The organism is Porphyrobacter sp. CACIAM 03H1 (assembly GCF_002215495.1).
Lineage (GTDB): Bacteria > Pseudomonadota > Alphaproteobacteria > Sphingomonadales > Sphingomonadaceae > Erythrobacter.
Genome location: NZ_CP021378.1, coordinates 1,742,320 through 1,760,824, shown reverse-complemented (window position 1 = coordinate 1,760,824; position 18,505 = coordinate 1,742,320). Strand labels below are relative to the sequence as shown.

The following is an 18,505-nucleotide window of genomic DNA, read 5'->3' as shown; positions in this document are numbered from 1 at the left end:
ACAACAGGCAAAAGCGCATCAGGCGGCGGGCTTGGCCTGCGGCTCGACGACGCGCAGGTGGAGTTCGCGCAAGGCGCGCGGCTCCGCCGGGCTCGGCGCGCCCATCAGGAGGTCCTCGGCGCGCTGGTTCATCGGGAAGAGCGAGATCTCGCGCAGGTTCTTCGCGCCGCAGAGCAGCATGATGATCCGGTCGACACCCGCAGCCATCCCCCCGTGCGGCGGCGCGCCGTACTGGAAGGCACGGTACATCCCGCCGAAGCGCTCCTCGACGTCCGCCTTCGAGAGGCCGACGATCTCGAAGGCCTTGACCATCGTTTCCGGCTTGTGGTTGCGGATCGACCCGCTGGCAATTTCGTAGCCGTTGCAGACGAGGTCGTACTGGAAGGCCTTGATGGTGAGCGGGTCCTGCCCCTCCAGCGCCTCGATCCCACCCTGCGGCATCGAGAAGGGGTTGTGGCTGAAATCGACCTTCTTCTCGTCCTCGTTCCATTCGTAGAAGGGGAAATCGACGATCCAGCACAGTTCGAAGCGGCTCTCGTCGATCAGGCCGAGTTCCTCGCCTACCCGGATGCGCGCGGCGCCCGCGAGCTTGGCGGCGTCTGCTTCCTTGCCGGCAGCGAAGAACAGCCCGTCGTTCTCGCCGAGGCCAAGCTCGGCGTAGAGTTCGGCCATGCGCTCGGGCCCGTGGTTCTTGGCAATCGGCCCGCCGAACTCGCCGCCCTTGCGGGTGACGTAGCCGAGGCCCGCATAGCCTTCCTTGCGCGCCCAGTCGTTCATGTCGTCGAAGAACTTGCGGCTCTTTTCGTGGGTGCCGGGCGCGGGGATGGCGCGGACGACACCGCCGCCGCCGACGATCTTCTCGAACAGGCCGAAGCCCGATTGCGTGAAGTGCGAGGACACGTCGCTGATGATCAGCGGGTTGCGCAGATCGGGCTTGTCCGAGCCGTACTTCAGCATCGCCTCATCGTAAGGGATGCGCGGGAACTGGCCCGCGGGGGTGACCTGCTTGTCGCCCGCAAAGGCCGCGAAGGTGCCCTGGATGACGGGCTCCATCGTCTCCCAAACCTCTTCCTGGGTGACGAAGCTCATTTCGAGGTCGAGCTGGTAGAACTCGCCCGGCAGGCGGTCGGCGCGCGGGTCCTCGTCGCGGAAGCAGGGGGCGATCTGGAAGTAGCGGTCGAAGCCGGCGACCATCAGCAGCTGCTTGTACTGCTGCGGCGCCTGCGGGAGCGCGTAGAACTTGCCAGCATGGATGCGGCTCGGCACGAGGAAGTCGCGCGCGCCCTCGGGCGAAGAAGCCGTGAGGATCGGCGTCGAGAACTCGTTGAAACCGGCCGCATTCATCCGCGCGCGCATGTCGGCGATCACCGCCACGCGGGTCATGATGTTCTTGTGCAGCGTCTCGCGGCGCAGGTCGAGGAAGCGGTACTTGAGGCGGATGTCCTCGGGGTAGGGCTGCTCGTCCGCCACCGGCATCGGCAGCTCCTCGGCCGCGCTCTGCACCGTCACGCCGCGCGCGAAGACCTCGATCGCGCCGGTCGCGAGGTTGGCGTTGACCGTCTCGGCCACCCGCGCCTTGACCTCGCCCTCGATGGTGACGACGCTCTCGACCCTCAAGCCCTCAAGCACCGGCAGCGCCGGGCTGTCGCTGTCGGCGACGATCTGCGTGATCCCGTAATGGTCGCGCAGGTCGACGAACAACACGCCCCCGTGATCGCGCTTGCGATGGATCCAGCCCGAAAGTCGCACGGTCTGGCCGACGTGATCGGAAGAAAGCTGTGCGCAAGTATGCGTGCGATAGGGGTGCATCTAAACTCTTGTCCTGTTGGCGGCTATGACGCTAGGGCGCGCTCGCGCGGCGCCGTGAGGCCCTCGGCTCCGTCGTCGGCGCGCTAACAGGGCAAGCCTTGCACTTTGTCAAGCCACGCTTGGTGGGGTTGCGGGCGCAAACTGGGTTCGACCCGAGGGCGGCACTCCGCCCCCATTGAAGCAAGAGAACATGAAAATCCACCCGCTGATCACCACCACCGAGGCCCTCTCCGACCTCTGCACCCGCCTGGCGAAGTCCGATTTCGTCGCGGTGGACACCGAATTCATGCGCGAGAACACCTATTGGCCGGAACTCTGCCTGGTGCAGATCGCCAATACAGAAGAGGCCGCCGCGATCGACCCGATGGCGGACGGCATCGACCTGACGCCGCTGCTCGACCTGCTCACCGACAACGAGGACGTGCTCAAGGTCTTCCACGCCGGCGGGCAGGACGTCGAGATCATCGTCAACATGACGGGGCGCACCCCCCATCCCATCTTCGACACCCAGATCGCGATGATGGCCATCAGCCAGTCCGAACAGATCGGCTATGCCAATCTGGTCGAGACCTGGGTTGGCCTCACCATCGACAAAGGCGCGCGCTTTACCGACTGGAGCCGCCGCCCGCTCACCGACCGGCAGATCGAATATGCCATCGGCGACGTGACGCACCTTGCCGCGATCTTCCCCAAGATCCTCAAGAAGCTGATCAAGACCGGGCGCGGCGTGTGGCTCGATGCGGAGATGGAGAAGCTCGCAGATCCGGCGAACTACCTCACCGACCCGGGCCTCGCCTGGAAGCGCATCCGCCAGCCGGGGCGCAATCCGCAGGTGCTCGGCCGGATGAAGGCGCTCGCTGCCTGGCGCGAGAGCGAGGCGCAGCACAAGAACATCCCGCGCGGCCGGATCATGCGCGACGAGACGCTCGCCGACATCGCCAGCCACCCGCCCAAGGTACAGGCCGATCTCGCCAAGGTGCGCGGCCTCAGCCCCGCATGGAAGGACAACGACATCGGCAAGCGGCTGATGAAGGTGCTGGCCGAGGCCGAACCCCTGCCCAAGAGCGAGATGCCCGAGAAGATCAAGCAGGGCGCGCCGCTGGGCAAGGAGGGCGCCCTGGTGGCGGACCTCCTGAAACTGCTGCTGAAAATCCGCGCCCGCGAGATCGACGTCGCGCCCCGCCTTCTAACCCGCGCCGACGAAATGGAGGCGCTGGCAGCCGGCGTACGCAAGCTGCCGGTGCTCGAAGGCTGGCGCTACGAGGTGTTCGGCAAGGACGCGCTCGATCTCGTCGAGGGCAAGCTCGCCTTCGCCGTCGAGAAGGGCAAGCTCAAGATGACCCATATCGACGATGTGCCCGCACCCGGTGCGCTGGCGGCGGAATAGGAACCAGAACCGTTCGGGCTTAGCCTGTCGAAGCCCTGCACTTTCTTGTGTCCCCATGCGCTTCGAGGAAGGACAGCCCTTCGACAAGCTCAGGGCGAACGGATTAAGGAGGGAAGGCCGTGTCCACGTACCTGCCGACCATCAAGCAGCTGCAATACCTCGTCGCGCTTCACGAGCACGGGCATTTCGGCAAGGCGGCTGATGCGAGCTTCGTGTCGCAGTCGACGCTCTCGGCCGGAATCCGCGAGCTCGAATCGCTGCTCGGCGTGACGCTGGTGGAACGCTCGCGGCGGGTGGTGCGCTTCACGGCGCTGGGCGAACAGGTGGTGGCCAAGGCCGGCCGCCTGCTGCGCGAGGCGGAAGAGCTGGCCGATCTGGTGCAGGCCGCGGGCAAGCCGCTGGTGGGCGAACTGCGGATGAGCGTCATCCCCACCATCGCCCCTTTCTTGCTGCCGCGCATCCTGCCTCGGCTGAAGCGCGAGCGCCCCGACCTCAAGCTGATGCTGCGCGAGGAGACGAGCCACGATGCGCTTGAATCCCTCAATCACGGACGGGTCGATTGCGTGCTGCTCGCCCTGCCCTTCGACACCGGCGATGCCGCAATCGCGCATATTGCCGACGACCGCCTGTTCATCGCCTTCCCCAAGGACGATCCCCGCGATCCGCCGGCGACCATCAAGCCCGAGATGATCGATCAGGGCCGGCTGCTGCTGCTCGAGGACGGCCACTGCCTGCGCGATCATGCGCTGGCGGCGTGTTCGCGCTCCGAACTGCGCGCGAGCGCGGCGATGATCGGCACCTCGCTGCACACGCTGGTGCAGCTGGTCGACAACGACCTCGGCCTGACCATGCTGCCCGAAATGGCGCTCGAAGCGGGCATCCTCGCCGGCACCGAGGTGGTCGCGCGGCCGGTCGACAGCCCGACAGCCAAGCGCGAGATCGTGCTCGCCTGGCGCAAGAACTCCCCGCGAGAGGCGGATTTCATGCTGCTGGCGGAGGAACTGCGGGCCGGCTAGCGCCCGGCGAGGGACCCGCGCCGGCCGTCAATTTCCAGCACCCGAACTCCCGCTTGCCGAAAGCAGGCGTGCGTGAGAGACTTCCCGCGGGGAAATCGGGGGGACATAGGCCCATGCCGGACATGGCACGCGCGCGCGCGCATGCTTTCGTGCTGACCGACAGCAGGCCGCTGCGGTTCACGACGCTGCTGCTTTTCTACCTCACGCAGGGCTTTCCGATTGGCTTGTTCTTCTTCGCCCTGCCGGCGTGGATGGCAGCAAACGGGGTCGGCACCGGAGCGATCGCCTCGGTCGTGGGGGCCGCGGCGCTGCCGTGGACGCTCAAGATCGCGAACGGCTTCCTCATCGACCGCTACACCTTCCTGCCGATGGGGCGCCGCCGTGTCTGGATCATAGGCGCGCAAGGGACGCTCGTCATGACGCTGATCGCAGGCGCGGCTCTGTCCCCCGCGGCCCATAACGTCGTGCAGATCGCCGCGCTCGGGTTCCTCGCCAATCTCGCGGTGACCTTCCAGGATGTGGGGATCGACAGTCTCGCCATCGACATCATGCCCGAGGAGGAGCGCGCCCGGGCGGGCGGGATCATGGCCGGGGCGCAGTTTGTCGGCGCTTCGCTCACCACCGCGACCGGCGGCTGGCTGCTGGCGCGCTTCGGCATTGCCACCTGCCTGCTGGTGCTGGCCGTCATCCCTGCCCTCGTGATGCTGTTCGCGACGGTGATCCGCGAGCGGGAGGGCGAGAAGCGCCTGCCATGGAGCCCGGGCCGCAGCCACCCGCACAATGACACGCTGGTGGTCGAGGCATGGTGGCCGTTGCTGCGCAGTGCCACGCGCGCGGTGCTGGCGCCAGTCAGCCTGCTGCTGCTGCCGATCCTGCTCATCCGGGTGATCCCCGAAGGCGGCTTCGAGGCGTTCCACCCCGTACTCTACCAGCAGTACGCGGGCTGGACGCCGACGCAATACACCGGTTTCATCTCCGCCCTGACGCTCGCGAGCGGGCTGTGCGGCATTCTCGCGGGCGGCTGGCTGGTCGGGCGGATCGGCCCCCAGCGCGCGGTCGCACTGGCGCTGGCGATCGGCATGCTGTCGACTGCGGCGATGGGCGCGAACTCGTCGGCCTGGAGCGACGAGCGCGTGCTCATGGCCTTCCAGATCGCGATGGAAACGACGCGACTGATCTACTTCATCGCCGTGCTGACGCTGGCGATGCGGGTGTGCAATCCGGCGGTCGCGGCGACCCAGTTCACGATCTACATGGGCATCAGCAATTTCGGCCGACCGATCGGCGCCGCACTCGCGGCGAACACGTCCGGCGCGGGGAATGCGCCGCTGTTATACTTCAGCATCGCCGCGATCTGGGGAATGGGGCTGCTGCTGGTGCTTCTGGTGCGCTACCCCGGCGAGGAACGGCATGAACAGTATGGCGCAGAGCGGCTCCCCCATGGTGAGGGGCCGGCGCCCGAATACGATTAGCGCCAGCTCAGCACTCCGTCAGCGCGAGGCTCATGGCGAGGCTCGCGCCGATCGCGAGGCGCAGGCGGCGGCGGGGGAGCGGGACAGCCGCAGGCCGGGTGCGGGCCTCGGTCTCGGCGGCGGCGTGGCCCATCAGGCGGTCGGTCTCGCGATGCTCGATATCGTCGACAAGGCCGTGGACATCCTCGGCGAGCATCTCCGCATCGCCGATCAGCGCCGAGGCGCGGGCGTAATCGCCCTGCGCGATGGCTCTTCTTGCCTCGCGCTGAAGCTTGCGTGCCTGATCCGCCAGCCGGCCGACAAACGCGCCCGGCTCGCCCGATGCATCCGATCCCATGCGAGATGGTGTAACCCGAACCGGCCACGCGGTTCCAGTGACAATCCTGCAACTCAATCCATGTGCTTGAGGCCGACGCGCAGATAGTCCCAGCCGGTGATGCAGGTCAGCACCGCCGCGGTCCACAGCGAGACGAGGCCCACCAGATGCACCCAGCTGTCCGCGAGCGTGCCACAGCCTTCGAAAACCGACTGGCACGGCTTTCCATGCACCGCCCCGCCGAGGATCAGCGCGCCCAGCGCGACCAGCTGGAAGGTCGTCTTCCACTTGGCGAGCTTGGAGACCGGCACCGAGACCTGGATGCCGCCGAGGAATTCGCGCAGGCCCGAGACGGCGATCTCGCGCACGAGGATCACGAGGCCCGCGATGACGTGGATGTCCCCGGCATAGGGCCCGCGCAGGTATCCCTGCGCCGTCAGCACGAGGATCACGGCGGCGACCATGATCTTGTCGGCGATGGGATCCAGGAAGATGCCGAGCTTCGAGACCGTCCCCTGCGCGCGCGCCAGATAGCCGTCGAAGAAGTCGGTGATGGCAATGATGCAATAGAGCACGAAGCCCACCAGATAGCCCAGCCGCCAGTCCGGCCACCACAGGAAGAAGGCCAGGAGCGGCACCGCGAAGATGCGCGAGAGCGTGAGGATATTGGGCAGGCTCGACATGGGCTTCCGCACCCCTCTAGCGCCGGACGAAGCCGCGCAAAACCCTTGATGATACGTCGGCGCGCGGCCTATGCACTTGCCCTTGCGGCCCTTCGCGCTATGTGCCGGTAACACACAGGGAAGCGACAGCGTAACAACCGCATGACCACATCGACCGACCTGATGCGCAAGCGGCGCTTCCTGCCGCTGTTCCTGACCCAGCTCCTGAACGCGCTCAACGACAATCTCTACAAGAACGCGATGGTGCTGTTCGTGGTCTATTCGGTCTACGATTCGCCCGAGATGGAGACGCTGATCAGCGGCATCGCCACCGCGCTGTTCGTGCTGCCCTTCGTGCTGTTCTCGGCCACCGCCGGCCAGCTTGCCGACATGCGCGACAAGACCACCATCATCCGCTGGATCAAGTTCGCCGAGATCATCATCATGTCGGTCGGCGCGACCGGCCTCCTGCTCGCCTCGCGCGGGGTCCAGATCGAGGGTCTTGCCCTCCCCCTGATGTTCGCCGCGCTGTTCGCGATGGGGGTCCATTCGACCTTCTTCGGCCCGATCAAATACGCGATCCTGCCGCAGCACCTCCACAAGGACGAGGTGCTGGCCGGCACCGGCCTTGTCGAGGCGGGCACCTACGTGGCGATCCTCGTCGGCATGATGCTGGGCGGGGCGATGCACATCAACGATTCCATCATCGCGGTGATCGCCATCGCGCTGGTCGGCTATGCGACCTGCCGCTGGGTGCCGCCCGCGCCGCCCCAGACCGAGGAAACGAAGGTCGACTGGAACCCGGTCCGCGCCTCGAAATCGCTGATCGCCTTCGCAATGGGCAATCCTGAGCTGCGCTATTCGGTGCTGGCGATCAGCTATTTCTGGGCGATCGCGGCGATCCTCTCGGTGCAGTTCATCCCGCTCGCCAAGAACGTGCTGCTCGCCGACAAGCAGGTCGCCGCGGTCCTGCTGGTCGCCTTCTCGGCCGGCATCGCGATCGGATCGGTCTCGATCAACGCCCTGCTCAAGGGCGACATCTCGGCGCGCTATTCGGCCCGCTCGGTGCTGGTGCTCGGCGTGCTGCTGATCGCCTTCTACGGCATCACCCGCATCTGGAACCTCGCGCCCGCGAGCGGCGAGCTGTTCACCGTGAGCGAGTTCCTCGCCCAGCCGCTGGCGCTGGTGCTGCTCGTCAACCTGCTGCTTATCGCGGTCGCGGGGGGTATGTTCGTGGTGCCGCTCTATGCCTTCCTCACTACCCGCGTCGACAAGTCTGAAGCCTCGCGCTCGGTCGCGGCCAACAACTTCATCTCCTCGGTGTTCATGGTGATCGGCGCAGGTATCGCGGGCGCGCTCGGTCCGCTTGGTATTCCGCTGCAGGAGCAGCTGCTGCTGAGCCTCGTGCTCTGCGTGCTCTCCGCGCACCTCGCGCGCAAGCTCCACGCGACCGAGGCGCTTCGGGTGCCCGAGCCGGCCTAAGGGTTAGGCGATGAAGGCGAAGATCGCCAGCGTCATCGCCACATAGGTGTTGGCGACGCCGCGCACATCCTCGAGCGTCAGCCGCCACAGCGCCTCGGCCGGGATCGGGATGAGATCACGCTTCACATGCGGCGGCAGACTGGCGCGGAACCAGTGACGGGCGGTCTCGTCGGTGAGGACCAGGCTGCGGCGCATCTTGCGATTCTCCCGTGGCAGGAGCGTCAGTTTTAGGACTTTCTTAACCATTGGAAACGCTTTGCGGCGAAGCTGTCGCAAGCTGGGACAGGGCGTGACGGGCCTCCCCCGGGGTCGGCGGATTTGCGCCACATGGCGCGCGCGGGTAGAGGCGCAGTCCGACGGATCACGGGAGAGACATGCGATGACCGATTCCACCCGCAGCGCGGCGGCCCTGCTGGTCGACTGCCTCGCCGCCGAGGGCGCGAGCCGGATCTTCACCGTGCCGGGCGAGAGCTTTCTCGCGGTGCTCGACGCCCTGCCCGACCGGCCCGAAATCGAGGTCGTCACCTGCCGGCAGGAAGGCGGCGCCGCCTTCATGGCCTGCGCCGACGGCGCGATGAACGCGGCAAGTTCCGGCAGGCCCGGGATCGCCTTCGTGACCCGCGGCCCGGGTGCGACCAATGCCAGCATCGGCGTCCACGTGGCGCATCAGGATTCGCAGCCGATGATCCTGTTCGTGGGCGATGTCGCGCGCGGGGCGCAGGGGCGCGAAGGCTTCCAGGAGGTCGATTTCCCCGCCTTCTTCGGACCCATCTGCAAGTGGGCGGCGCGGATCGACGACCCGCATCGCATCCCCGAATACATCGCCCGCGCCCATCAGGTTGCCATCAGCGGGCGGCCCGGTCCGGTGGTGCTGGCCCTGCCCGAGGACATGCTTGTCGAGCAGGTGCCCGCCAGCCTCGCCCCGCGCCCGCCCGCGCTGCGCCCCGCGCAGGCAGTCTGCCCCGATGCGATGGGCGCCCTGTTCGACATGATCGCCGACGCCGCGAGCCCCATCGCGATCATCGGCGGCGCGGGCTGGAATGCCAAGGCGCGCGAATATTTCCAGCAGTTCGCGGAACGCATCGGCCTTCCCGTGGCAACCGCTTTTCGCCGCCAGGACGCGATTGCGCCAGATAGCCCGGTCTATGCCGGGAACCTCGGCTATGGACCGAACCCCAAGCTGGTCGAGCGGGTGAAGCAGGCGGACCTCGTCATCGCCGTGGGCGCGCGGCTGGGCGAGGCGACGACCGACGGCTACACCGTGCCTACGCTCGAACATCCCGGGCAGCTGCTCGTCCACATCCACCCCGACCCCGAGGAGCTTGGCCGCGTCTACCGCACCGACCTTGCGTTGTGCTGCGCCGTGGACGAATTCGCCGAGTGCGCGGCGCTGTGGGACAGCGAAGACATCATCCCCTTCGATGCCGGGGCCGAGGCCCATGCCGAATGGCTCGCATGGGCCACCCCCCAGCCCTCCGAAGCGGCGATCGACCTCGGCGCCTGTGTCGCGGCGATGCGCGAGGCGCTCCCCGCCGACACGATCATCTGCAACGGCGCGGGCAATTTTGCCGGCTGGTGGCACCGCTACTGGCGCTACGAGGCCTATCCCGGACAGCTGGCACCCACCTGCGGGGCGATGGGCTACGGCGTTCCGGCGGCGGTCGCGGCGGCGCTAAGCTTCCCCGAGCGCACGGTTGTGGCAGTGGCGGGCGACGGGGACTTCCTGATGAACGGACAGGAGCTGGCGACGGCGGCGCAGTATGGCGCGAACCTGATCGTGATAGTGGTCGACAACGGCGCCTATGGCACGATCCGGATGCACCAGGAACGCGAATATCCCGGCCGCGTCTCGGCCACCGCGCTCGCCAACCCCGATTTCGCGATGCTGGGCGCTGCCTTCGGGGCGTGGAGCGCGCGGGCGGAGACGACCGACGAGTTCGTCGCTGCGCTGGAGGAAGCGAAGGGCCGCTCCGGCATACGCCTGATCCATACCGTGACCGACCTCGAACGCATCGCGGCAAGCGGGGCGACGATCACGGGCCTGCGCGCGCGGGCGAAGGGCTGAACGCGACACATAAAAAGGCCGCCTACCCCATCGGGGAGGCGGCCTCGTTTGCTTGCGCGGCGATCAGATCTTGTCGCCGGTCGCGCCCTTCACGGCACCCTTCATCTTGTCGGTCTTGCCGTCGATCTTGTCAGCCGTGCCTTCGGCGCGGGTTTCGGGATCGCGCGAATGCTGCTTGGCCTCGCCGATCGCTTCCTTGGCGCTGCCCTTCATCTTGTCGGTGAATTCACCCATGTTGGCCTCCTATATCAAGCCAATGAAGTTATTGGCTTTTCAAGAGATCAATGGGTAGCGGGGCCCATCGTTCCGACCCACAAGGCAAGCGGTGGCCGAGGCGGGGCAAACCGCGGGTGACGGGCCCAGCGACAGATCGCTCAGCCTTTGGCCATCTCGCAGATCACCGCCCATTCCCCGGGCGTGACGCCGCAGACCGACAAGCGGGAGAGCCGGACGAGCTGCATCTCCGCCAGCCGCGGCTCGGCCTTGATCGCGGCAAGGCTGACAGGCCTTGCGAACTTCTCCTTCGCCTTCAGCTTCACCGCCGCCCACTTGCCGGTCTCGTCTGTAGGATCGCCGATCCCGGTCACCGTGATCTCGGCAATGCCGACGATCTCCAGCCCCTCGCGGCTGTGGTAGAAGAACGCCTCGTCGCCGACCTGCATCGCCATCAGGTTGTTGCGCGCCAGATAGTTGCGCACCCCGTCCCACGTCCCCTCGCCCTCGGCCACAAGGTCGTCCCAGCTGTATTTGAAGGGTTCGGATTTCATCAGCCAGTAGGCCATGCGCTGTGTCTGCTCCCCGTGTTGCGTCGCGTCCCGATAGCCCGCCCCCGCGCGCTTCGCCAAGCCCTGTCGCACACGGCCCCGGATTAACCCGATCTTTAGCGCGCTCTGCCATGAATCGCGAAACGAGGCGTGCCCTGTCCACAAGGACCGGCGCGATCGGGACGCAGGGACTCACAAGGCAACCGACTTGACGGAGCATAATCCAGACGATCCTCTGAAGGCGGCCGAGCGCGACATCATCGCGCTGGGCATCGCCGTGGCCGCGATCATCCTCCTGATCGGGACCGCCGGCCCGGTGCTGCCGCAGACGATGGCCGCGCTGCTCGGCGAAGGGCGCCAGCCCGATGTCGTGCTGGTCAACGCCCTGCTGCTCAACATCGCGCTGATCATCTTCGGCTGGCGGCGCTACCGCGAGCTGACCCGCGAGATTGCCGAGCGCCGCCGCGCCGAGGCGCGCGCGCAACTGCTCGCCGCCACCGATCCGCTCACCCAGTGCCTCAACCGTCGCTCGATGCTCGAAGCCACCGAGGAGCTCCGCGGGCGCGCCGCGGTGCGCGGCGAGGCGGTCGCCTATTGCATGATTGATCTCGACAACTTCAAGCAGATCAACGACATGCATGGCCATTCTGCAGGCGATGCGGTGCTGGTGATGCTGTGCGAGCGGATCCGCGCCCTGCTCCCGCGCGAGGCCCGGCTGGCCCGGCTCGGCGGCGATGAATTCGCTTTCGTCATGCCCTATCCCGCGGGCCACGCCGATCGGGTCGACGATCTTGTCATCCGCCTGTTCGAGAGCATGACCCAGCCCTTCCGCATGCCGGAACTGACGGTCGAACTGACCATGTCGATCGGTCTTGCCGCCGATCACGACGCGGACGGTACCATCGGTCTCGTGGTCGACTCCGCGACGCTGATGCACCGCGCGGACATGGCGCTCTACCACGCCAAGAAGCAGGGCCGGAACCGCTACTTCTGGTTCGAGGCGAGCATGGAAAGCGAACTGAGGTTCCGCAACCAGCTCGAAACCGGCATTCGTCGCGGCCTTGCGCGCGGGGAATTCCTGCCCTTCTACGAGCAGCAGGTCGATCTGGAGACCGGCGCGCTGGTCGGCTTCGAGATGCTCGCCCGCTGGCGCTCGCCGCAACTGGGCCTCATCAGCCCCGACATCTTCGTTCCGATCGCTGAGGAGATCGGCCTCATCAACGAGATGTCAGAGCGGTTGATGGAGCAGGCCTTCGCCGACGCGCGCGAATGGGACGATTCGCTCACGCTCTCGATCAACATCTCTCCGGTGCAGCTGCGCGACCCGTGGTTCGCCCAGCGCCTGCTGAAGAAGCTGGTCGCCGCCAACTTCCCGCCACGTCGGCTGGAGATCGAGATCACCGAGAGCTGCCTGCACGAGAACATCGGCCTGGTGCGCTCGATGATCATGTCGCTGCGCAACCAGGGCGTGCAGATCGCGCTCGACGATTTCGGCACCGGCTATTCCAGCCTCGAACAGCTGCGCAACCTGCCCTTCGACCGGATCAAGATCGACCGCAGCTTCGTGAGCGAACTGAAGGACCCGTCCAACCGTTCGCGCATCGTCGAAGCCATCATATCGCTCGGGCGCGGGCTCGATCTCCCGCTGACCGCCGAAGGGGTCGAGGACGAGGCGATCCTCAATGCGCTGAGGTCGATGGGCCGTCTGAAGGCGCAGGGCTATTTCTACGGCCAGCCCGAGGATGCCGAGGGCGTGCGCTCCCGGCTGAAGGCGGCGGGCAAGCTCACCGGCATGCCCGGCGATGCGGCCGCGCAGCGCACTGCGGGCGAGGACGAGCCGACGCTTTACCGCATCGCGCGGCCCTGACGGCGTCCCGGGGGGCTGGACGCGCCCGCCCGCCGTGCATAGATGCACGGGCGTGACGCAGACGATCCCCTTCATCAAGATGCACGGCCTCGGCAACGACTTCGTCGTGCTCGATGCGCGTAACGCTGCCCTGCCCGCGATGACTCCGCAGGTGGCGCGCGCTCTGGGGGACCGGCGGACTGGGATCGGCTTCGATCAGCTGGTCCTGCTGGAGCCTAGCGAGACGCACGATTTCCGCGTCCGCTTCTTCAATTCCGACGGAAGCGAGGCCGGTGCCTGCGGCAATGGCAGCCGCGCCGTCGCCCTGCTCCACGGCGCGCCTGCCGTGGTCGAAACCGCGAGCGGGGCGATCGCGCTCGAACCACTGGAGGGCGGCGCGCGGGTCGACATGGGCGCGCCCCGCTTCGACTGGGACGCGATCCCGCTCGCCTATGCGATGGACACGTTCGCGATGCCGGTCGGCTGGGAAACGCTGGAAGGCCCGATGGCGGTCAATGTCGGCAACCCTCATGCGATCTTCTTCGTCGAGGATGCCGATGCCGTCGATCTCGCGGCGCTCGGTCCGGTGATCGAACACGACCCGCTCTTCCCCGAGCGGGTGAACGTCAATGTCGCGAGCCTTGCGGGGCCCGACCATCTCAGGCTTCGCGTCTGGGAACGCGGTGCCGGCCTCACCCGCGCCTGCGGCACCGGGGCCTGCGCCACCGCCGTCGCGGCGATCCGGCGCGGTCTCGTCGCCAGCCCGGTGCGCGTGAGCCTGCCGGGCGGGGACCTCGTGATCGCGTGGGAGCCGGGCGGCACCATCATGATGAGCGGCCCCGCGACCGAAAGCTTCCGCGGCACCTTCGACTGGGACGACTATTGTTGAACGCGCCGCAGATCATTTCCCTCGGCTGCCGCATGAACATCGCCGAGAGCGAGCGTATGCGTGCGATGCTGGTGGGCGAGCGGGACTTGGTGGTGGTCAATTCCTGCGCAGTCACCGCCGAGGCGCTGCGCCAGACCCGGCAGGCGATCCGACGTGCGCGCCGCGATCATCCGGCGGCGCGGCTGGTGGTGACGGGCTGTGCGGCGGAGATCGAGCGCGGCAGCATCGGCGCGATGGACGAGGTCGATGCGCTGGTGGCGAACGCCGCCAAGCTCGATCCTCGCGCGTGGAACCTGCCCGGCGAGGCCCCTCCCCTTGCCCCGGCGCGCACCCGCGCCTTCGTCGCGGTGCAGAACGGCTGCGACCATGCCTGCACCTTCTGCGTCATCCCGCAAGGCCGGGGTACGAGCCGTTCGCTGACGGTGCCGCAGGTGCTGGCCGAGATAGAAGCCCATGCCGGTGCGGGAGCCAAGGAGGTCGTCCTCACCGGTGTCGATCTCACGTCCTGGGGACATGACCTGCCCGGCGCACCGCGTCTGGGCGCGCTGGTCGAGGCGATCCTTGCCGCCTTCCCCGGGCTCCCGCGGCTGCGGCTATCCTCCGTCGACGGCGTGGAAATCGATCCGCTGCTGTTCGAGCTGCTGGCGCACGAGGCGCGGGTGATGCCGCACCTCCATCTCTCGCTCCAGCACGGGGCCGACCTGATCCTCAAGCGCATGAAGCGTCGACACCTCAGGGCCGACGCGGTGGATCTGGTGTGCCGCCTGAAGGCGCTGCGCCGCGACGTCGCCATCGGCGCAGACCTCATCGCCGGCTTTCCGACCGAGGAGGAGGCGCACCACGCAGCGAACCTCTCGATCATCGACGAACTCGACATCGTCCACGCCCATGTCTTCCCCTATTCCCCCCGCCCCGGCACCCCCGCAGCACGCATGCCGCAGGTGCCGCGCGAGGCGGTGAAGGCCCGCGCCGCAGACCTGCGCGCGCGCGCTGCACAGCGCCGGGCCGTGTGGCTCGCCGGGCTTGTGGGCGAAACCCTGCCGGTCCTCGCCGAACGGGGCGGCACGGGCTATGCCCCGAATTACGCCCCTGTCGCCCTGCCCCCCGGCACGGCGGCCGGCACGATCGTCGACGTGATCCCAAGCGGCCTCAGGGAGGGCCTGCTCGCATGAGTGAAACCAGCTGGACCCAGCGCCTGTTCGGCGGCTTCGCCAAGACTTCCGAGCGGCTCGCCGCCAACCTGCCCGGCAGCAGCGGGGGGACGGCGAAGCTCGACGATGCGACGCTGGACGAGGTCGAGGACGCGCTGATCCTGTCCGATCTCGGCCCCGCCGCCGCCGCCCGCATCCGCGCGCGGCTGGCCGAGAAACGCTTCGGGCTCGAGATCACCACCCGCGAGCTGAAAGAGGCCGTGGCCGAGGAGATCGCCGCGATCCTGCGGCCCGTGGCGAAACCGCTCGAAATCACCGCCTTCCCGCGCCCGCAGGTGATCCTCGTGATCGGGGTCAACGGCAGCGGCAAGACCACCACCATCGCGAAGCTCGCGCACCTGTTCCAAGAGGACGATTACGGCGTGCTGCTTGCGGCGGGCGACACCTTCCGCGCCGCAGCGATCGGCCAGCTGGCGACCTGGGCGGGCCGGATCGGGGTCGATCTCGTGCGCGGGCCCGAGGGCGGCGATCCGGCGGCGATCGTGTTCGATGCGGTCAAGCAGGCCACGGACACCGGCATCGACGCGCTGATCGTCGATACCGCCGGGCGCCTCCAGAACAAGAAGGAGCTGATGGAGGAGCTGGCGAAGATCCGCCGCGTCCTCGGCCGCCTCAATCCCGAGGCCCCGCATGACGTGGTGCTGGTTCTCGATGCCACCAACGGCCAGAATGCGCTCAGCCAGATCGATGTGTTCAAGGAGGTCGCGGGCGTCACCGGCCTTATCATGACCAAGCTCGACGGCACCGCAAGGGGCGGCGTGCTGGTCGCGGCGGCGGAGCAATATGGCCTGCCCATCCACGCCATCGGCGTCGGCGAAAAGATGGAGGACCTCAGGCCCTTCGATCCCGACCTCGTCGCCCGCGTGATCGCGGGGGTGGCGTGATGGCAGAGGACGAAGGCAAGAAGGCCGCCTCCAGCTGGCTCAACGTCGCGGTCGATTACGGGCCGCTGCTGGTGTTCCTCGGCGTCTATCGCTGGCAATCGCCGGCCGATCCCAATCCGGTGGGCGAGCTTGCCGCCATCGTGGCGGGAACGGGGGCCTTCATGGTCGCGGCGGTCGCGGCGCTGCTGGTTTCGAAGTGGCGGCTCGGCAAGGTCTCGCCGATGCTGTGGTTCTCGACCGCGCTCATTGTCGGCTTCGGGAGCCTCACGATCTTCTTCGGCGACCCGACCTTCGTGCAGCTGAAGCCCACCATCATCTATGCCTGCTTCGGCGTGGCGCTGCTGGGCGGGTACCTCGCCGGCAAGGCCCTGTTGCGCATCCTGCTCGAGACGGCATTCGAGGGTCTGAACGAGGAAGGCTGGCTCAAGCTGTCGCGCAACTGGGGCGTGTTCTTCCTCGCGCTTGCAGGCCTCAACGAGGCCCTGCGCGCCCAGCTTTCCTTCGAGAGCTGGCTGTGGGCGAAGATCTGGGTGTTCCTGCCGCTGACCTTCCTCTTCACCTTCAGCCAGATCCCGATGCTGCTGAAGCACGGTCTCAGCTTCGAGGACCGGGACGAGCCGCTCAAGAACGAGCCGCCGACGGGCAGCTAGATCTCTATCTGGCTCCCCAGCTCCACCACGCGGTTGGTGGGCAGCTTGAAGAAGTCCATCGCGCTCGCCGAATTGCGCATCATCCACGCGAACACCTTCTCGCGCCAGATCGACATGCCCGGATGATCGCTGGGGATCAGGGTCTGGCGCGAGAGGAAGAAGCTGGTGTGCATCATGTCGAACGCGCCGCCGCAGCGCTGCATGGTCGTCAGGCCCTGCGGCACGTCGGTCTCCTCCATGAACCCGTAATGCAGCACCGCCCGGTAGAAGCCGTCGCCCAGATCGGTCATCTCGCAGCGGGTTTCGGGGTCGATGAAGGGCATGTCGGCGATGTTGATCGTCAGGATCACCACCCGTTCGTGCAGCACCTTGTTGTGCTTGATGTTGTGCAGCAGCGCGCTCGGCACCCCGGCGGTGGTCGAGGCCATGAAGATCGCCGTGCCCGGCACCCGCTGCGCGGAGTTCTTGGCCGACTTGGCAAAGATCTCGAGCGGCAGGGCGCTCTCGCTCATGCGCTCGCGCATCAGCTTGCGCCCGCGTGCCCAGGTTGTGAGCAGGGTGAAGATCACGAAGCCGATCGCGAGCGGCACCCACCCGCCTTGCGGCACCTTGATGAGGTTCGCGCCGAAATAGGCGATGTCGACGATCAGGAATACCGCGATCAGCGGCAGCGCCTTCCACAAGGGCCAGCGCCACAGCGCCGTCAGCACCGCGGCGAGCAGGAGGGTGTCGATGAACATCGCCCCCGTCACCGCAATCCCGTAGGCGGCGGCAAGGTTGCTCGACGACTGGAAGAACAGCACCAGAAGGATCACCATGACCATCAGGCCCCAGTTGATCGCCGGAATGTAGATCTGCCCGGCCGCCGTCGCGCTGGTGTGCTGAATTTCCATGCGCGGGATGAAGCCCAGCTGGATCGCCTGCTGCGTAAGGCTGAACGCGCCCGAGATCACCGCTTGGCTGGCGATGATCGTGGCGAGCAGCGCGAGTATGATCACCGGCACGCGCACGACATCGGGGATCATCAGGAAGAAGGGATCCTTGATCAGCGCCGCGGTGGCCTCGGGCGAGGTCTGCGACAGCACCAGCGCGCCCTGCCCCATGTAGTTGAGCATCAGCGCGGGGAAGACGAAGGTGAGCCAGGAAATCCCGATGGGCTTGCGCCCAAAATGGCCCATGTCGGCATAGAGCGCCTCGGCACCCGTAACCGCCAGCACCACGCTCCCCAATGCGATGAAGGCGGTGAATCCGTCGGTGAGGAAGAAATTGAGCGCGTTGAGCGGATTGATCGTCTCGAGGATGATCGCCGGATTGGCCGTTAGATGCATGACGCCCAGCGTCGCCAGCATGCCGAAATAGGTCAGCATGATCGGGCCGAACAGCTTGCCCACCCGTTCTGTCCCGCGCGATTGCAGCGCGAACAGGCAGACGAGGATGGCGATCGCGGTCGGCACGATCCACCGCTCGAAGCCGGGGACGATGTATTGCAGGCCCTCGGTCGCCGAAAGCACCGAGATCGCCGGGGTGATCATGCTGTCGCCGTAGAACAGTGCGGTCGCGAACACGCCCAGCAGGACCAGCGGCGCCGTCCACCCTGCGCTGTCGGAGGCGCGACGGATCAGCGCCAGCAGGGCAAGGCTGCCGCCCTCGCCCTTGTTATCGGCGCGGGTGATGGTGAGGACGTATTTGACCGTCACCACCATCATCATCGACCAGAACACGAGGCTGAGCACCCCGTGGATATGCGCCGCGTCGGGCGATATCCCGGGCGCACCGTGGTGCGAGGCGAAGGTTTCGCGGAAGGCGTAGAGCGGACTGGTGCCGATGTCGCCGAACACCACACCCACCGCACCCACGGCGAGCGTGAGCGTGGAGGCGCCGTGGCCATGCCCGCCCGGAGCCTGGGCAGGGTCAAATGTGGAGGCGGGTGAGGTGCTCATGACTGTCGGATTTCCCGTATCCCCCCGGTACTGCCCATTCGGCGCGAACGACTCACCGCCGGTAAGGCGGCGCGCCTAGCACCGTCAGTTCGCACCTGCAACAACGGCTCCG

General features: G+C 67.1%; 17 protein-coding genes. 10 read left to right on the top strand and 7 right to left on the bottom strand.

Features of this window, described 5'->3' with window-relative positions; genetic code table 11:
- Positions 1 to 18: 18 nt before the first annotated feature.
- Positions 19 to 1,809, bottom strand: a complete 1,791-nt coding sequence (aspS, locus tag CBR61_RS08385; protein WP_088913950.1) for an aspartate--tRNA ligase — start codon at positions 1,807 to 1,809, stop codon at positions 19 to 21.
- 190 nt (positions 1,810 to 1,999) lie between these two features.
- On the opposite strand from aspS, the gene rnd reads away from it, so the two are divergent.
- The 3 genes from rnd to CBR61_RS08370 all read left to right on the top strand — a co-directional run bounded on the left by rnd (position 2,000) and on the right by CBR61_RS08370 (position 5,684).
- Entirely contained in the window at positions 2,000 to 3,196 is a 1,197-nt protein-coding gene (gene rnd / locus CBR61_RS08380; RefSeq protein ID WP_088913949.1) for a ribonuclease D, read from the top strand.
- 119 nt (positions 3,197 to 3,315) lie between these two features.
- Positions 3,316 to 4,212 (top strand): hydrogen peroxide-inducible genes activator, encoded by an 897-nt coding sequence (locus tag CBR61_RS08375; RefSeq protein WP_088913948.1) that lies wholly within the window; start codon positions 3,316 to 3,318, stop codon positions 4,210 to 4,212.
- A 113-nt stretch (positions 4,213 to 4,325) separates the two neighbouring features.
- Complete coding sequence (locus CBR61_RS08370; RefSeq protein ID WP_088913947.1) at positions 4,326 to 5,684, top strand: MFS transporter; 1,359 nt, start codon at positions 4,326 to 4,328, stop codon at positions 5,682 to 5,684.
- Positions 5,685 to 5,691: 7 nt separating this feature from the next.
- Here CBR61_RS08370 and CBR61_RS08365 read toward each other — a convergent pair whose 3' ends face one another.
- Together CBR61_RS08365 and pgsA are read right to left on the bottom strand one after the other, a co-directional pair.
- Positions 5,692 to 6,021 (bottom strand): hypothetical protein, encoded by a 330-nt coding sequence (locus CBR61_RS08365; protein ID WP_088913946.1) that lies wholly within the window; start codon positions 6,019 to 6,021, stop codon positions 5,692 to 5,694.
- Positions 6,022 to 6,074: 53 nt separating this feature from the next.
- A complete protein-coding gene (gene pgsA, locus CBR61_RS08360) occupies positions 6,075 to 6,683 on the bottom strand; it encodes a CDP-diacylglycerol--glycerol-3-phosphate 3-phosphatidyltransferase (RefSeq protein ID WP_088913945.1) in 609 nt (202 codons plus the stop codon).
- A 141-nt stretch (positions 6,684 to 6,824) separates the two neighbouring features.
- Between pgsA and CBR61_RS08355 the strand changes: the two genes are divergently transcribed.
- Positions 6,825 to 8,144, top strand: coding sequence for an MFS transporter (locus CBR61_RS08355; protein WP_088913944.1), 1,320 nt, complete (start codon positions 6,825 to 6,827; stop codon positions 8,142 to 8,144).
- A 3-nt stretch (positions 8,145 to 8,147) separates the two neighbouring features.
- Here the strand turns inward: CBR61_RS08355 and CBR61_RS08350 are convergent, their stop codons facing one another.
- Positions 8,148 to 8,339, bottom strand: coding sequence for a hypothetical protein (locus CBR61_RS08350; protein WP_172835937.1), 192 nt, complete (start codon positions 8,337 to 8,339; stop codon positions 8,148 to 8,150).
- Between the two features lie 184 nt (positions 8,340 to 8,523).
- On the opposite strand from CBR61_RS08350, the gene CBR61_RS08345 reads away from it, so the two are divergent.
- Positions 8,524 to 10,209 carry a thiamine pyrophosphate-binding protein gene (locus CBR61_RS08345; RefSeq protein ID WP_088913942.1) on the top strand — a complete coding sequence of 562 codons (1,686 nt, stop codon included), beginning with the start codon at positions 8,524 to 8,526 and terminating at the stop codon, positions 10,207 to 10,209.
- 63 nt (positions 10,210 to 10,272) lie between these two features.
- Here the strand turns inward: CBR61_RS08345 and CBR61_RS08340 are convergent, their stop codons facing one another.
- Both CBR61_RS08340 and CBR61_RS08335 read right to left on the bottom strand, forming a co-directional pair.
- Positions 10,273 to 10,443 carry a CsbD family protein gene (locus CBR61_RS08340; RefSeq protein WP_088913941.1) on the bottom strand — a complete coding sequence of 57 codons (171 nt, stop codon included), beginning with the start codon at positions 10,441 to 10,443 and terminating at the stop codon, positions 10,273 to 10,275.
- 140 nt (positions 10,444 to 10,583) lie between these two features.
- A complete protein-coding gene (locus tag CBR61_RS08335; protein WP_088913940.1) occupies positions 10,584 to 10,991 on the bottom strand; it encodes an EVE domain-containing protein in 408 nt (135 codons plus the stop codon).
- A gap of 190 nt (positions 10,992 to 11,181) precedes the next feature.
- On the opposite strand from CBR61_RS08335, the gene CBR61_RS08330 reads away from it, so the two are divergent.
- From CBR61_RS08330 to CBR61_RS08310, 5 genes are all read left to right on the top strand, one after another.
- Positions 11,182 to 12,840 (top strand): putative bifunctional diguanylate cyclase/phosphodiesterase, encoded by a 1,659-nt coding sequence (locus CBR61_RS08330; protein WP_088913939.1) that lies wholly within the window; start codon positions 11,182 to 11,184, stop codon positions 12,838 to 12,840.
- A gap of 79 nt (positions 12,841 to 12,919) precedes the next feature.
- Complete coding sequence (gene dapF / locus CBR61_RS08325) at positions 12,920 to 13,708, top strand: diaminopimelate epimerase (RefSeq protein WP_233996952.1); 789 nt, start codon at positions 12,920 to 12,922, stop codon at positions 13,706 to 13,708.
- On the top strand, positions 13,705 to 14,880 hold the full coding sequence (locus tag CBR61_RS08320; RefSeq protein ID WP_088913937.1) for a MiaB/RimO family radical SAM methylthiotransferase: 1,176 nt from the start codon (positions 13,705 to 13,707) through the stop codon (positions 14,878 to 14,880). Before dapF ends, CBR61_RS08320 begins: the two co-directional genes overlap by 4 nt.
- Positions 14,877 to 15,803, top strand: a complete 927-nt coding sequence (ftsY, locus tag CBR61_RS08315) for a signal recognition particle-docking protein FtsY (protein ID WP_088913936.1) — start codon at positions 14,877 to 14,879, stop codon at positions 15,801 to 15,803. The genes CBR61_RS08320 and ftsY overlap by 4 nt, the downstream gene beginning before the upstream one ends.
- The gene (locus tag CBR61_RS08310; RefSeq protein WP_088913935.1) at positions 15,803 to 16,453 is read left to right on the top strand and encodes an inner membrane-spanning protein YciB; all 651 of its coding nucleotides are present in this window, start codon (positions 15,803 to 15,805) and stop codon (positions 16,451 to 16,453) included. The genes ftsY and CBR61_RS08310 overlap by 1 nt, the downstream gene beginning before the upstream one ends.
- Here the strand turns inward: CBR61_RS08310 and CBR61_RS08305 are convergent.
- On the bottom strand, positions 16,450 to 18,393 hold the full coding sequence (locus CBR61_RS08305; protein ID WP_088913934.1) for a potassium transporter Kup: 1,944 nt from the start codon (positions 18,391 to 18,393) through the stop codon (positions 16,450 to 16,452). The two genes, CBR61_RS08310 and CBR61_RS08305, sit on opposite strands and share 4 nt — an antisense overlap.
- Positions 18,394 to 18,505: the final 112 nt, after the last annotated feature.